Origin of the sequence: Neobacillus citreus (genome assembly GCF_018343545.2) — a bacterium.
Lineage (GTDB): Bacteria > Bacillota > Bacilli > Bacillales > Cytobacillaceae > Neobacillus > Neobacillus citreus.
This window is the reverse complement of record NZ_JAGYPE020000003.1, coordinates 185903-201096: the sequence shown is the minus strand read 5'-3', so window position 1 is coordinate 201096 and position 15194 is coordinate 185903. Positions and strand designations below refer to the sequence as shown.

The window sequence follows — 15194 nt, the reverse complement described above, 5'->3', positions numbered from 1 at the left end:
GTCTGGGCCGTGTCTCAGTCCCAGTGTGGCCGATCACCCTCTCAGGTCGGCTACGCATCGTCGCCTTGGTGAGCCGTTACCTCACCAACTAGCTAATGCGCCGCGGGCCCATCTGTAAGTGTCAGCCGAAACCGACTTTCAACCTTCCCTCATGCGAGGGAAGAAATTATCCGGTATTAGCTCCGGTTTCCCGAAGTTATCCCAGTCTTACAGGCAGGTTGCCCACGTGTTACTCACCCGTCCGCCGCTAACCACCGGGAGCAAGCTCCCAGTGATTCGCTCGACTTGCATGTATTAGGCACGCCGCCAGCGTTCGTCCTGAGCCAGGATCAAACTCTCCAATAAAGTTGAGTTGATTAGCTCAAAAATGTTACGTTGGCTCATGTTTTCTATATTATATAGAAGAAACATGATTATTATTGTTTGTTGACGTTTTTGTTTGTTTAGTTTTCAAAGAACTATCTTTGTCACTTGTTTAAGCGACAAGAATTAAATTATATCGCATTTCTACTAATCTATCAACCATCATTTTCTTCCAATTTACGAAGTTAATGATTTATTCCAAAAGCGACATTTATTATATTAACACATACATTTTCACATCGCAAGAAAAAGTTTTTAATTTCTTGAAACTATCTAAAAATGTATCATGTCTTCTGTCACTCGTGTAAGTGACGGATTTATAATATATCGCGATTTTCATTTATCATCAACCTGAAATTTTTACCAAATAATAAACGATGTATGTGCTAAGAAATTTAGAAATGAAATGGGCTTATGTTATATAAGAAGACTGTTGTTATTTTTAAACTGACAGTCCAATTCATTTGCTCCCCTATTGGCCCAGTGCTATTATTTTTTCATAATAACAAAAAAGGTGTGGTGTCATTGGTTAATGAAATCATCTTAAATAATACTTCCATTCGTATAGACAAATACAAACAAGAGCTTGAGAACGGTTTACATAAAATTGTTATTGAATTTAAAGTGACGAGTGAGGAGTATCACGACACTGCAGTGTTGCTGTATGAAGGGTCCTTTGATGTAAAAGTTCCTGAAACTGGTTTAGCGTTTAGAGGTACCATTCAACAATATTCCACTTCTGTCACGAACTTATATGAAAAAGGACAAGTAGGAATTTTTACATTGACTTTGCTCGAAGTGAAGAATTAAGAAAGAAGGCATGGTGCAGTGAAATTAAGCATATTAGATTTATCTCCCATCTCCTCCAACCAAACAGCAAAAGAGGCATTGGATGAATCATTGAAGCTAGCCCAAGCAGGAGATGAGTTAGGTTACACACGGTATTGGATTTCCGAACATCATGATTTGCCAGGTCTGGCCTGCTCGGCACCTGAAGTGATGATCAGTTATATTGGCGCCAACACCAAACGGATTCGCCTCGGTTCTGGGGCTGTATTATTACCGCATTATAAACCATATAAAGTGGCCGAGGTTTATAATATGCTGGCTACCCTATATCCAAATCGGATTGATATCGGCATTGGGCGTGCACCTGGCGGGTCAGCGGAGGCAACGAATGCTTTATCCGATAATTTTTTACAACAGGTTTGGAAATTGCCTGACTTAGTAAAAGAACTGCTTCACTTTTTAAAAAATGATTTTCCTGAAGATCACGAGTTTTCAAAACTAAAGGCCTCTCCCCTGCCGGAAGTGCCGCCGATGCCGTGGATTCTTGGTACAAGTAAAAAAAGTGCCCACCTTGCTGCTGAACATGGCTTGGCATATGCATTCGGCCAGTTCATGAGCGACAAAGACGGAGCAGACATCATCCAACAATATCTTGATGCCTTTCAACCTAACAAACATGGTCAATCCCCTCAGGTATTGTTAACTGTTTCAGTGGTTTGTGCGGAAACGGCCGAAAAAGCTGAAGAAATCGCATTAAGTAATCTAATCTGGGCATTACAGAAGGAAAAAGGCGAAGGGCAATTTGTGCCCTCTATCCAGGAAGCAAAGCAATACGAACTCAATGAAAAAGAACTAGAAAAATTAGCAGCGATGAAAAAGAGAATGATCATTGGCAATCCACTGGAGGTAAAAAAGAAACTTGAGCAGTTACAAGCTTCATATAATGCGGATGAAATTATGATTTTAACGATTACACATTCTCCGAAGGATCGCATTGAATCCTATAGACTTATCGCTGAAAAGGTGCTTTTATAACTATTTAATACGCATCTATTAAAACTTTGATTCAAGAAAAGAGACCATCAATTCTGTGGTCTCTTGAACTTAAGTTACTATTTTTGTGTTTGCCCTGCTATTTTTCGTAATAATTGATTAAGAGAATTCAATTCCTCTTCAATTTCAGATAGTCGTTTTTCCAACGGGGCTATGTTTCCTTTTACATACTCTAATTTTTCAAGATTATGTTGCAGCTGTAAGTATTCGTCTTTCAACTCTAGAATTTTATACTCAATCTGTTTTTTATCCATTATTGGTTTCACTCTCCATAAGTCTTAAATCTTCTTTCTATGATTACAAATCCGATGTGTTTTCGCTACTATTCTGCCCAGTTGCTTTCATCCCCAAAAAAAGAACCGCCCGCAGGCGGCTGTACATGTAATAAACTACCTAGAAGTTGTAGCTAAAGTTGCTTCAGGTGTTGTTACCTTGTCATAGAAGTCAACGAATTGGTCACGCTCGTCACTATTTCGATAAGCCATTGCCACCCGTGGATGCTCATTAAGGACACCAGAGATCATATAAGGAATGATATAGCCCCATTCCCACTTTTCTCTCATTTCTAACATATGCTTTTCGATTACACCAAGTAACGGTTTAAGTTCATAGCTTGGTTTTTTTATGTAGCTGACAAGAAGCTCTGTATTGCAGTTCCCTGCCGCCCGTCCCATGCCGTAAACAGATGAATCCAGGAAGGTAACTCCATTTTGATGTGCTGTCAAGGTATTAGCAAATGCTAACTGCAAATTGTTATGCGTATGAATACCAAGCTGCTTGTTAGGAAGCATCGCTTGAAACTTTTTCACTTGATGTGCAATATCAGCCGGATCTAAGCTTCCAAAAGAATCCACGATATACACAACATCGACTGGACTTTCTTTGACCATTTCCATTGCTTCAATAAGCTTCTGTTCAGGCACACTGGATAAAGCCATAATATTGAGAGATGTCTCATATCCTAAATCATGGAACATTTGGACAAGCTCCAGCCCCTTGTCCACTTCACGGATATAGCAGGCTACCCGGATCATATCCAACACACTTTGCTCGCGAGGCAGGATATCGTTGGGATCGACACGGCCAATATCTACTAATGCAGATAGCTTCGTAAATTTTTTCTCAGGAATGATTTCTTTCAGAAAATGATCATCTAGAAATCTCCATGGATTAGGTTCAGTTGCGTTCAGAAGCTTTGCGGAGTTTTTGTAGCCAATCTCCATATACTCAACGCCAGCCGCACTTAGTCCATTATACAAGTCCTGGACAAATTCGACACTGAAATCCCAATTGTTAACTAATCCCCCATCACGGATCGTACAATCTAAAATTTTGCTGCGATGTTCCATAATTTTAAATTCCCCCTGTGGTTATGCTCATTCGTCATAATTTGAATATATATACCATGATTCTTTTAAAGGTGTCAAACTTACATGGCAACCGTTTTGAAAATATTTGATATAATTGGTTAAAGTATTTCTATATTAATATACTATCATTTTATCACTTGGCTCCAATACTTTGACGCCGTATTTGTCTATTTCTTTGTAATTCACTTTGTTTCCAAATGTATTTTTGCATATATAACCTAAGCACGTCATTCATTGACTTTCCATTTTTTTCAACAGCATCTCTAAAACTTTGGATTATGTTTTCTGGTATTTCAAAATTTACTTCTACATTTTTGTTTCTGTGTTCCTGGCACATTTTATACCTCCTGACAGACCGATCTATCCATTTTTCCTGGGTAGTCACAAAGGGATGAATATTTAGAATATTTGTATAGAAACTATCATATCAGGTGAAAACGCGTACATTTTTATTAACTTTTCGACAAATTACGACATAATTAATGAATCAATGATGTGTGTAGACGATCTTAAAAGCCTAAACGAGGCATGAGAACCGTCCCCATGCCTCAAATTCTTCCGATATACTTTGGGTCTCTAATGATTCCTGGGTTACCGGGAACCCAGTTAGCTGGGACTCCTTCTCCGGTGCTTCTTCCGTATTGTACCCCTTGTATGATCCTTAGTATTTCGTAAACATTTCGGCCAACTTCTAATGGGTATACCAATTTGGATACAATTATTCCATCTGGATCGATAATGACGGTTGCTCTTAAGGCTGCCCCAACTTTTTCGTTTAGGACTCTGTATGCTTTACTGATTTGGTGTGTTCGGTCACTTAGAAGTGGAAATGATACCTGAGAGGCATTAGGAGATACCTCAGCGAAAACTTTATGGGCATACACACTGTCCGTGCTTATAGCAAGGACATTTGTATTAAGTGTCTTTAGTTGATCTTTAATAACAGCGACCGCTGCCAATTCTGTCGGTCAAACAAAGGTAAAATCACTTGCATAAAAAAATAAAATAACCCAGCTTCCACGATAGCTTTCTAGACGAAGCTTTTTTATTTTCTTTTCTGCATGATCATAAGCTTCTGCTTCAAATAGGGGCGCCATATCCGTTGTCTGTGCACAAAATGGCTGCAAAGACCCATCAAAATGACCCTCTCGCCAGTTAAATTCCATTTTTTCACCTCAGATCATCACTTGAATCTTAATTCCTTGCTGCAGTTCATTTTTTAATAGCGTTACCATAAATAATATATGTTTAGGTATTTGTCCCATTGAGCCTATTTTGGATAGCTTTTCCATTCCACCACAACAATAGTGTTGTAGATTTTTGTTGACAGGAAATCAGAACAGGTGTATCTTAACTGTTAATTAAATATTTTTGAATATTCTTATCAAGAGAGGTGGAGGGACTGGCCCTTTGAAGCCTCGGCAGCAGACACGTTCGTACTGTGCCAATTCCAGAAGCGAGTGCTTAAAGATAAGAAGAGATTTAGTAATGGCTATTACCCCTCTTCTTATTTTTGAGAAGAGGGTTTTTTATTACACCGAGAAAGAAGGAATAATTAATGACAGCAACTCTAGTAAAAACTCCATTCAAAGCTGACCATGTCGGCAGCTTTCTTCGAACAGAACCGGTTAAAGAAGCCAGAAAGGCTTTTGCCAATGGGGAAATTGATGCAGATGCCCTGAAGGCGGTTGAGGATCAAGAAATTGAGAAATTAGTTCAAAACCAAATTGAAGCAGGCTTAAAATCCGTTACAGATGGTGAGTTTAGACGTTCATGGTGGCATTTGGATTTCCTGGCTGGTTTGGAGGGTGTAGCATTTTTCGAAAATGAATATATCAGCAACTTCAAAGGCGCCCAAACAAGAAACAACGCCATTAAAGTAGTGGGCAAAGTTGACTTTAATGATCATTATATGCTGGAGCATTTCAAGTTTTTAAAGCAGGCAGTTGAAAAATATGGAGATGGCAGCCAAGTGGCGAAGTTCTCCATTCCAAGCCCGAATATGTTATTTACGAGAATTCAAGGCGATGAGTATTACAATGGCAACAGCGAACAACTTTATAAAGATACCGTAGCTGCCTATCAAAAAGCCATCCAGGCTTTCTATGATGCTGGCTGCCGTTACTTGCAATTAGACGACACATCTTGGATTGATTTTGTTTCAGAAGAGCGAATCAATGCAGTGGTTGAAAAAGTTGGCTTGGATGTACATGAAATCATCAAAACAAGAGTAAGTGCAATCAATGAAACCATTGCCGATAAGCCGGAAGATTTGATAATTACCATGCATATTTGCCGCGGCAACTTCAGATCCACCTACATCACAAGCGGCGGGTACGATCAAATTTCCGATGCCATTTTCGCTGAGCTAAATGTGGACGGGCTATTCCTAGAGTATGATGATCAGCGTTCTGGTGACTTCGAACCTTTAAAAGGCTTCAAGCGTCCTAACCTAACCGTTGTACTAGGATTATTCACTTCTAAATTCCCAGAACTCGAGGATCCAGAATCCATTAAGGCAAGAATTAAAGAAGCAAGTCAATTTATTCCTTTAGAAAACCTGGCAGTAAGCCCTCAATGCGGCTTTGCCAGCACAGAAGAAGGAAATATTTTAACGGAAGAAGAGCAGTGGAATAAGATTAAACATGTAGTAAATATTGCTAAGGATGTTTGGGGAACCATTTAAACCCTATCTGAAAGGCCGCCTTCCATTTCTATATGAAAGGCGGCCTTTTTTTCGAATGGCTGTTTTCGTAAAAAATGTGTCTGTAAGATTCCATCTTAATTAAGAAATTCACCTAAACACTAGGTGCCTATTGATTGCCCTTGCAAACGCATTTTGTTCGTTTCGGTCACCCATACCCTTTATTAGTCGCCTAATTATCTTATTTTTTCCAGAACAGGCGCTCATACAAACAATCAGCTATTCTATCCTTCTTGAAGCAGTCTTTAAATAAAATGCAACAATCTTCTCGGAATGAAGCTTTCGATTTTTCTGTTTTCTGAATTTATATTTACGTTCCTATTTTAAAGAAATCTTTAGCGTTCCTAAATATTGAATAATCTGTTAACATAGAATGATAAAATCTTAGGTAACTAGATTGGATTTACATAACTGGAGGAAGGACTTACTATATGGGGGATTTCATACAAAAGGCAGAGGATCATCAAGCAGTGCTTTCTCGTTCTAAACGAGTATGGATGGCGATTGTTCTCGGTTCACTTGCAGCATTTGGCCCTTTATCCATTGATATGTATTTACCGGCCCTGCCAAATATCGCAAAAGATTTCCATACAAACGCATCTTCGGTTCAACTTAGCTTGTCGCTTTTCGTGCTCGGTTTAGCATCCGGACAATTGCTAACTGGGCCTATCAGTGATGTAACTGGCCGCCGAAAACCACTTTTGGTTGGCTTAATGATTTACTTTATCGTGTCCCTTTTATGCGTATTTAGCCCTTCCATTTGGGGGTTAATTATCTTGCGGCTTATCCAGGGGTTTGCTGGATCAGCTGGAATTGTGATTTCGAGGGCGATTGTCAGAGATTTATATTCAGGAACTGAATTAACCAAGTTTTTTGCACTCCTTGCATTGGTGAACGGGCTGGCCCCTATCCTTGCTCCGATTATTGGTGCTCAGCTGCTTAAGGCGTTTCCCTGGCAAGGTGTCTTTATTGTTTTAAGTATCATTGGAATCGTTATGTTTTTTATCATTCTTTTTGGATTGCCGGAAACGCTGCCTAAAGAAAAGCGTTCCGCTGGAGGCATGAAGAATACATTTAGCCCTTTTTTAAAACTAATCGTGGATCGAAGCTTTATGGGCTATGCTTTAGCGCAGGGCTTAGTCTTTGCTGGCATGTTCGCGTACATTTCAGGTTCTCCCTTTGTCGTACAGGATATTTATGGTGCATCCCCGCAAATGTTCAGTCTGATCTTTGCGATCAACGCTATCGGGATCATGATCATGAGTCAAACGACAGGCAGGTTGGCAGGGAGAATCCCTGAAGCTAAACTGTTCAAAGTTGGATTAGGAATGTCCGCAACAGGCGGGATCATTTTATTGCTGCTTTTATTTTTACAAGCAAAGCTAGTCTTCGTTTTGATTCCATTATTTTTCGTTGTATCTAGTGTAGGAATGGTAAATACAGCAGGATTCTCCCTAGCCATGCAAACACAAGGAAAAAATGCGGGTAGTGCTTCTGCCTTACTGGGTGTTACTTCATTTACCTTTGGTGGATTTGTCGCTCCCCTAGTTGGTATAGGCGGCGGGCAGACGGCTATTCCGATGGGCGTAGTGATTGTATGTGCCGGTTGTGGGGCAGTGTTATTGTATTGGATTCTAGTAAAGAGAAACCGAGTAAGTGGTTCAATTTAAACCCTCCTGAAAAATCCACCTTCCATTTGTAACGATGGAAGGTGGATTTTTTTCTATTTCCCCTCAAACCAGCGGCGAGCGTTTTCGACCATCATCAGGTTAATTTGTTCTTCCGTTACTCCACTCGCTTTTAATTCTGGTATAATCTCTTCAAGAACAAATGTCATTGTCCATTTCGGGAGCACATGCTCAATTAGTCCTTCAGGATACCAATCCATCGAGCAGCAATGATCCTGTGATAAAAACATGCGGTCTGCATATCCTAGCTTCGCGAGTTCAATAACGATTGTGTTTCTATTTTCAGTTGTACACTCAGCGGTTAAGCCATAACGGTCCATGCCGATATATACCCCATGGTCGAGCACCTTCAATATGTACTCCATGTTATCGGTATCTCCGGTATGCCCAATCAGAATCCGCTTCGGATCCACTCCCTCTTCAAGAAGGATGTCAATTTGATTTAAGCCGGTTCCGGTTCCCGGATGTGAATGAGTCATAATCGGTACACCTGTCCGCTTTTGAGCACGAGCAACGGCGCGAATAACCTTCTCAACATCAGGGGTGACCCCTTGTGCATCCGTGGCACATTTTAAGAATCCTGCTTTAATGGATGTGTTCTGAATTCCGACTTCAATATCGCGGACAAACAAATCAGCCATATAGTCGATATCACGATTTTGGAAATGAGGTGGGATATAGTGATAGGAGTAGATTCCTGTTGCCGCGATGATTTGAACCCCCGTTTCGCGGGAGACTCTCTCAATAAAGCGGATGTCACGGCCAAGCTCCATGACGGTTGGATCACAGATGGTTGTCACCGAGTGCTTTCGCTTTGTTTACCTGTACCACTGCTCTAGCGAAGTCTTTCTCCTCATCATACAAATGGGGAAACTGCACGAATACAGACTCAGAGCGAATACGCATGTGCTCATGGATTAGTGTTAAACCCAGTTCGGCAGAATCAACTTGTCCTGTAACAGAATTAATAAGTGTCATTCCATACTCCCCTTTCATCCTCTGACCATTGAAATTTTTCTAAAAAAATAATCCATAACCTAAGTCTCGAGCACTACAAATGGTAACGCTTTCAAATCAGTCCAAAAATTTGCGTATCTGGTCCTATAATCTTTGTAAAACTTTTAAAAGATTATGAATTATCTGATAGATATAGTACCAAGCTTCTTCCTACTACGTCAATTATTTTTTGTAAAAAATTCCAGAATCGTTAATAATCTTAAGGTATTATTTTTCTACGAAAAAAATTAACCCAATTACTAGAATATTCTGTTATTAATGTATTATTATTATAATTGTAACCGATTTCAACGGAAGTTTTTAAAAAATCTATTTGGTGGTGATTTGTTTAATGTTTACACGTCATTTTGAATTTTGGCCAGAACGGCTGCCGAAAACCTTACCGATTCCTGAATCAACCATTTACGACAACCTGGAAATGACGACAAAGCGTTATCCGAATAAGACGGCAATTGTTTATTACGGAACAGAAATCACCTATAAACAACTTCACTCAGAAGTAAACAAACTAGCAGGGTATCTGCAAAAGGTACTTGGAGTCGCAAAAGGCGACCGCGTGTTGCTGTACATGCAAAATTCACCACAGTATATCATCGCCTTTTACGCGATTTTACGGGCTGACGCTGTCGTGGTGCCAATTAATCCGATGAATGTGAAGGATGAAGTGGCATTTTATTTATCAGATTGTGATTCCAAAGTGGCGATTGCCGGACAAGAATTAATTCGGGAAATTGAGCCGTGTATTGGGTTCACTCCTCTTGAGCAGATTGTTGTTGCAGCCTATTCGGACTATGCCCAAACCGATTTGGACTATACGGTCCCTCCTGTCGTGGCTGCTCCAAAAGAATCATTTGACTCATTAGCAATAATAGATTGGGATGATGCATTAACAGCAAGCTTAGAAGCGAATCCTAGCCAGGCTGGATGCGATGATTTATGCTGCCTCCCTTATACTTCGGGGACGACTGGCAAACCAAAAGGCTGTATGCACACACATAAAACCTTGCAATCTACTCTTCTCGGTGGAATTGTATGGTCGCAGTCAACTCCTGCTGATATTGGGTTGTCAACGCTTCCCCTTTTCCACGTGACCGGCCTGCAGCATAACATGAATGGACCGATCTCTCTTGGTTCCACGATGGTAATGATGACACGCTGGGACCGGGATGTTGCCTTAAAATTGATCGATCGCTATCGGTGCACAAGATGGACGAACATTTCCACAATGGTCGTTGATTTATTGGCGCACCCAAATCTCAAAGACTATTCAATCGATTCCCTGAAGATGATTAGCGGCGGCGGTGCTCCCCTTCCGGAAGCAGTCGGCCAAAAGCTTTTAGAGCTGACAGGGCTTCGCTATGTAGAAGGCTACGGGCTAACAGAGACCATTTCACAAACGCATCAAAATCCAGTTGAAAGGCCGAAGATGCAGTGCTTAGGAGTGCCACAGTTTGATGTGGATTCTAGGGTGATTGATCCGGTCTCGTTAAAGGAGCAGGGTCCAAATGTACAGGGGGAAATCATTGTCAATGGTCCCCAAGTCTTAAAAGGTTACTGGAACAGACCTGAGGAAACCAAGAATTCCTTTGTAACGATTGAAGGGAAGGAATTTTTCAGAACAGGCGACATCGGCCGCTATGATGAAGAAGGCTATTTCTTCTTGGTTGACCGGGTCAAACGCATGATTAATGCCTCCGGTTTTAAAGTTTGGCCTGCGGAAGTGGAAAATACTTTGTATAAACATCCATCCGTGCAGAACGCCTGCGTCATCGGTGTTCCCGACCCAAGGCGCGGCGAGACCGTAAAGGCGTTTATCGTGCTGAACTCACAAGGAAAAGGAACTTCGGAAGAGGAAATTATCGCATGGTCCAAAGAGCACATGGCCGCCTATAAAGTTCCGAGAATTGTTCAATTTTCAGATGAACTGCCGATGTCGGGCAGCGGGAAAATCCTGTGGAGAAAGCTGCAGGAGATGGAAGCGGAGAAGGTGAAATAAGTTTTCTTGAAGGACTAATTTGCTTAACATGTCCTTAAAATAAGAAATGACGTATGAATTTTGAAGTGCCCCCCGTCAAGTAGACAGCGGAAATAATAAAACGACACTAAGCGGCGTTAGCCCTGTATTCTAAGGGGCTAAGGCCGTTTAATCTTTTTTGTAATCGGTCATTATTATAAAATTGTATGTACTCCTCAATGTCCTTCTTCAACTCTTCAAAGGTACTGTACTTGTTAAGATAATATTTTTCACTTTTCAATGTTCCCCAAAAAGCCTCCATGGGTCCATTATCAATGCACCTTCCGACTCTCGACATACTTTGAACCATTTCTGCTTTCTCTATTTTCCTTTTAAATGAAGGGGAGGTGTATTGAAATCCTCGATCACTATGGAATAGAGGTTTTGCTGCCGGGTTAGCATCCAAAGCCAAATCCAGGGTTCTAAACACCAATGGATTATTGTTGTGATTGCCTAATACATAGCCTACAATGGACCCATCGTACAAATCTAAAATCGCACTCAAATAAGCCTTATTTGAGGCTCCATACTTCATTTCTGTCACATCAGTTAACCATTTTTCATTTGGCTTCTCTGCGTTAAATTCTCTGTTCAAAATGTTCTCAGCTACATGTTTTGGTGTACTTGGCTTATATTTTTTGCCCTTACGTCGAATGACCGATTGGATACCAGCGATTCTCATCAGTCGATACACTCGTTTATGATTAATAGTCTTCGTTAAGATACGGTTCAGGTTCATCGTCATACGGCGATACCCATATATACCGTCCACCTTATCATATAGACGTCTTATCTCCTCCAGAATTTCCTCATTTAACTTTTCATTCTCAGAGATGGTACGATTAAGCCATTTATAATAAGAAGAACGTTGAATTCTAGCAATCTCGCATAATAGCACAAGGGAAAATTTCTCTTTCTCATGGAGTTCCTGAATGGCTATATATTTATCGGTTAATCGAATTTGGCTTATGGACGTTTCTTTAAACGCCTCCTTTCGAGTTCCTCCAACTTTTTTAAGAATGCATTCTCCGCACGAAGTCGCTCATTTTCCTGCTCCAATCGCTTCATTTCTCGTTGGATCTTCTCTTCAGGGGTTAACTCCGGCTCCGCTTTACGCTTGCCTCGATTATCCTGAAGACCGTCTTCTCCTTCTTTTTCATACTTCTTAACCCATTGATATACCTGTTGATAGGAAACATTGAAGTGTTCCGATGCCTGATGATAATTTTTCTCGTTCTGCAAGCAGTACATAACGATTTCCAAACGTTCTTCTGGTGTGGTGGACCGACCTTTAATCATAGAGTTATTCATCCTTTTCGTATCTTTTAATTCTCTATGATCATTATAATTCCTTATCCATTGTTTCAAAAGGGAACGACTGGACATTTCATACTTCCGAACAACTTCATTCATTGAGTAGCTCCCCGATAGATAATCAAGGACTGCAGCTATTTTGACATTTTTGGAATACCGTTTCCATCCATTAGATCCCTGAAGCCCATCCATTCCATATGTCTGATATAGATAAATCCATTTATTTAATGTATCTTCAGTTATTTTGTGTTGTTGACAGAAAACTTGAACTGATGTTTTTCTGTCTTGATAAGTGATAATTAAATCTAATTTTTCTTGTGCAGAATAAGCACTTTTCGCCATAAAAAAACCCCCAATAAAAGTAAACAGATTTTTTATTATTTCATCTGTCTACTTTATCGGGAGCATATCATTTTTGCATACGTCATTTTCTTGTTATATTAAACTGGTTTCTTCCTTTTTTTAAAATCCTTCTTTTTCAATAAGGCATTTAATTTTTCTGAACTAAAAAGCATGACTGCCACAAAAATAACAATGCAAATTGGGAAGATCCCTATTGTTGATTGAGATGCTATGAAACCAAGAAACGGCGGCACAAAGGTACTGCCTGTATAAGCAACTGCCATTTGATATCCCATAATCGTCTGGGAATGCGTCTTCCCAAAACGTGTTGGTGTTTCATGTAACATACACGGAAAGATTGGCGCCAATCCCAATCCAATCAATATAAAACCCACAAGCGAAAAAATCGTTGGCAATGGCAGGAAAAGAAATGCAGCACCGACTAATGCGATGATTTGTCCCATCCGAATAAGAGTAAGATTACTAATCTTAAAGGTAATAAAGCCTGTTATCAATCTACCAATCGTTATTCCTGCGTAATAGAGGGAAACCCACCCGGCAGCAGTGGCCGCACTTATCCCTTTGACATTTACCAAGTAACTGCTTCCCCAAAGACCCACTGATGCTTCAACCCCACAATAAAACAAGAAGGATGCAAGAGCCAGTTTCACGCCTTTAATTTGTAAAGGTTTTATATCATTACCATCTTCATCAAAAGATGCATCTTCGTAATCTTCATTTACTGCAATATTGCTGTTTTTTGTCACTCTATTCCATAAAGGCAGTGTTAGGAAAAGGATGATCACTAACGCAAACTGAATAGCAGAAATTGTGAAATATCCGTTTCTCCAAGAATTTTGCCCCGAAATAGACTGAGCCATTATGATTGGGCCAAGAGTGGCTCCGACTCCCCAAAAACAATGGAGCCAACTCATATGGTGTGCTTTATAATGTGTTGCCACATAATCGTTTAATCCTGCATCAACAGCTCCTGCCCCTAATCCTAGTGGAATCGCACATACCACTAACCAGACAACCGATGGAGCAAAATTAAATCCAAGCAAAGCACAAGCTGTCATGAAAACACTGACAAATGTGACCTTGCCAGTCCCAAACCGTTTCAGTACCTTTCCACTTACTAAACTGGAAATAATCGTACCGCCTGCAATCGTCATAAAAAGAAATCCGGCTGTATCAAGACGTGCCCCTAAATCTGATTGCATGACCGGCCACGCTGCCCCTAACAATGAGTCAGGTAAACCTAAGCTAATAAATGCCAAATAAATGATAATTAAAAGGAATGTTGTCATTTTTAAACCTCTTTTATTGTGTTCAACTGAACTTTAATTGCTTGTCCCATTCAACATGAGATCAAGTCCAAGACTTTGTAATCCAAATAAGTAATCCTGCTTCCAATCACCTATGGTCAGCTCCGGGAGATGTTCTGAAGGGAAATATTTTAAGCTACCGATGGCGATTTTGTTTATTATTTCTTTTTGCATTTCATCACCGCAAAAAATGACGGTATGGGGGTTAATAATAGCTACAAATGATGCCATTAATCTGCAAATCGCATCTATCTTATCATCCTCATAGAATGCTAGTTTCTTAGCCCCACTACCACTTGCCAGTGCTTGTCCGAAATTTCGCTCATCATACAGCGGGACGAATGAAACCTCTCCTGTAAAAAATGTACTTCCCCGCACCACATCTCCATTGATCATAATTCCTGCCCCTGGGCCATTTTGGCCAGAATACAAATAAATAAGCGATTGCTTGGACTTCATTCCTCTAGTATTGTGATAACCGAGAACAGCAGCATTCATATCATTCTCTACTACAACAGGTATAGAAAAATGTTCTTCATAGTATCCTTTTAAATCAAAATTTTGAAACTGCTCGTATCCTGGAATATAAAAGATTCGTCCACGATCAACCGAACCAGGAACGCCAATTGCAAGAGAACTGATTTTGGGATATTTCGTAATAATGTTTTCAATGCACTCAGTTAATAAATTTAAACCATCGTCTATTAATACACTAGGAGCTTTTCCTTGTTCCTTTACTTCTCCTAAGCAATTAAAAATTGTATAATTCGTTTCTGTTCTCTCTAAAAAGATGGCAACGCCTAATGTGTACTCAGGATTGTATGTAAATCGCTTTGCCCTTCTCCCGCCGCTAGAATCATCCAAACCGACGGAGAAGATTTCCCCATCCTTCTCCATCTGCGTTAGAAACTTAGCGATTGTCGGAAGGCTAATTTCTAATTTTTGGCTAAGCTCAAGTTTTGTTGCACTTCCAAGCTCTAAAAGAGTTGAACGAATGCCCCGAAAGATAATCTTCTTCATAGATTTCGGAGTAGCTAATAATTCATTCATTGAATTCACCACCTAAGATTACTTCTTAAAATACTTTTTAAAGTTGTTTAATAAGGTATGGATACTATATCATATAAGATTTTTGAAAACAATGGAATTTATAAATGCAGGTTTTGCTACTATCGTCCCTTAACAAAATAAAAAACCTTCTCGGAATATGAG

At 40.1% G+C, this 15194-nt stretch carries 12 protein-coding genes, 1 rRNA gene, 1 pseudogene and 1 riboswitch; of the genes and pseudogenes, 5 read left to right on the top strand and 9 right to left on the bottom strand.

The window, feature by feature from the left end; translation table 11 throughout:
• Nucleotides 1-345, bottom strand: a 16S ribosomal RNA gene (locus tag KHB02_RS03630); the annotation flags it as partial.
• Nucleotides 346-888: 543 nt separating this feature from the next.
• On the opposite strand from KHB02_RS03630, the gene KHB02_RS03625 reads away from it, so the two are divergent.
• Together KHB02_RS03625 and KHB02_RS03620 are read left to right on the top strand one after the other, a co-directional pair.
• Nucleotides 889-1173, top strand: a complete 285-nt coding sequence (locus KHB02_RS03625; protein WP_213146025.1) for a DUF3219 family protein — start codon at nt 889-891, stop codon at nt 1171-1173.
• 18 nt (nt 1174-1191) lie between these two features.
• A complete protein-coding gene (locus KHB02_RS03620) occupies nt 1192-2187 on the top strand; it encodes an LLM class flavin-dependent oxidoreductase (protein ID WP_213146024.1) in 996 nt (331 codons plus the stop codon).
• Nucleotides 2188-2264: 77 nt separating this feature from the next.
• Here KHB02_RS03620 and KHB02_RS03615 read toward each other — a convergent pair whose 3' ends face one another.
• The 4 genes from KHB02_RS03615 to KHB02_RS03600 all read right to left on the bottom strand — a co-directional run bounded on the left by KHB02_RS03615 (nt 2265) and on the right by KHB02_RS03600 (nt 4741).
• Nucleotides 2265-2459, bottom strand: coding sequence for an SE1832 family protein (locus KHB02_RS03615; RefSeq protein ID WP_213146023.1), 195 nt, complete (start codon nt 2457-2459; stop codon nt 2265-2267).
• Nucleotides 2460-2594: 135 nt separating this feature from the next.
• Nucleotides 2595-3554, bottom strand: a complete 960-nt coding sequence (locus KHB02_RS03610) for an aldolase catalytic domain-containing protein (protein ID WP_213146022.1) — start codon at nt 3552-3554, stop codon at nt 2595-2597.
• 154 nt (nt 3555-3708) lie between these two features.
• A complete protein-coding gene (locus KHB02_RS03605; protein ID WP_213146021.1) occupies nt 3709-3912 on the bottom strand; it encodes a hypothetical protein in 204 nt (67 codons plus the stop codon).
• A 211-nt stretch (nt 3913-4123) separates the two neighbouring features.
• Nucleotides 4124-4741: a peroxiredoxin gene (locus KHB02_RS03600; RefSeq protein ID WP_277398154.1), complete on the bottom strand. Its 618-nt coding sequence runs from the start codon at nt 4739-4741 to the stop codon at nt 4124-4126.
• Between the two features lie 212 nt (nt 4742-4953).
• Nucleotides 4954-5052, top strand: a riboswitch (SAM riboswitch).
• Between the two features lie 81 nt (nt 5053-5133).
• On the opposite strand from KHB02_RS03600, the gene KHB02_RS03595 reads away from it, so the two are divergent.
• Nucleotides 5134-6261 carry a 5-methyltetrahydropteroyltriglutamate--homocysteine S-methyltransferase gene (locus KHB02_RS03595; RefSeq protein WP_213146018.1) on the top strand — a complete coding sequence of 376 codons (1128 nt, stop codon included), beginning with the start codon at nt 5134-5136 and terminating at the stop codon, nt 6259-6261.
• Nucleotides 6262-6710: 449 nt separating this feature from the next.
• Nucleotides 6711-7949 (top strand): multidrug effflux MFS transporter, encoded by a 1239-nt coding sequence (locus tag KHB02_RS03590; RefSeq protein WP_213146017.1) that lies wholly within the window; start codon nt 6711-6713, stop codon nt 7947-7949.
• A 53-nt stretch (nt 7950-8002) separates the two neighbouring features.
• Here the strand turns inward: KHB02_RS03590 and KHB02_RS03585 are convergent.
• Nucleotides 8003-8873, bottom strand: a pseudogene (locus tag KHB02_RS03585) (phosphotriesterase family protein).
• A 442-nt stretch (nt 8874-9315) separates the two neighbouring features.
• On the opposite strand from KHB02_RS03585, the gene KHB02_RS03580 reads away from it, so the two are divergent.
• The gene (locus KHB02_RS03580; RefSeq protein ID WP_213146016.1) at nt 9316-10980 is read left to right on the top strand and encodes a long-chain fatty acid--CoA ligase; all 1665 of its coding nucleotides are present in this window, start codon (nt 9316-9318) and stop codon (nt 10978-10980) included.
• A gap of 106 nt (nt 10981-11086) precedes the next feature.
• On the opposite strand, the gene KHB02_RS03575 is transcribed toward KHB02_RS03580, so the two are convergent.
• The 3 genes from KHB02_RS03575 to KHB02_RS03565 form a co-directional block, all read right to left on the bottom strand.
• A protein-coding gene (locus tag KHB02_RS03575; protein ID WP_213146015.1) for an IS3 family transposase occupies nt 11087-12654 on the bottom strand; the annotation gives its coding sequence in 2 pieces (ribosomal slippage) (nt 11087-12003 and nt 12003-12654; 1569 coding nt in all).
• A gap of 98 nt (nt 12655-12752) precedes the next feature.
• The gene (locus KHB02_RS03570; protein ID WP_213146014.1) at nt 12753-13964 is read right to left on the bottom strand and encodes an MFS transporter; all 1212 of its coding nucleotides are present in this window, start codon (nt 13962-13964) and stop codon (nt 12753-12755) included.
• 33 nt (nt 13965-13997) lie between these two features.
• A complete protein-coding gene (locus KHB02_RS03565; protein WP_213146013.1) occupies nt 13998-15032 on the bottom strand; it encodes an ROK family protein in 1035 nt (344 codons plus the stop codon).
• Nucleotides 15033-15194: the final 162 nt, after the last annotated feature.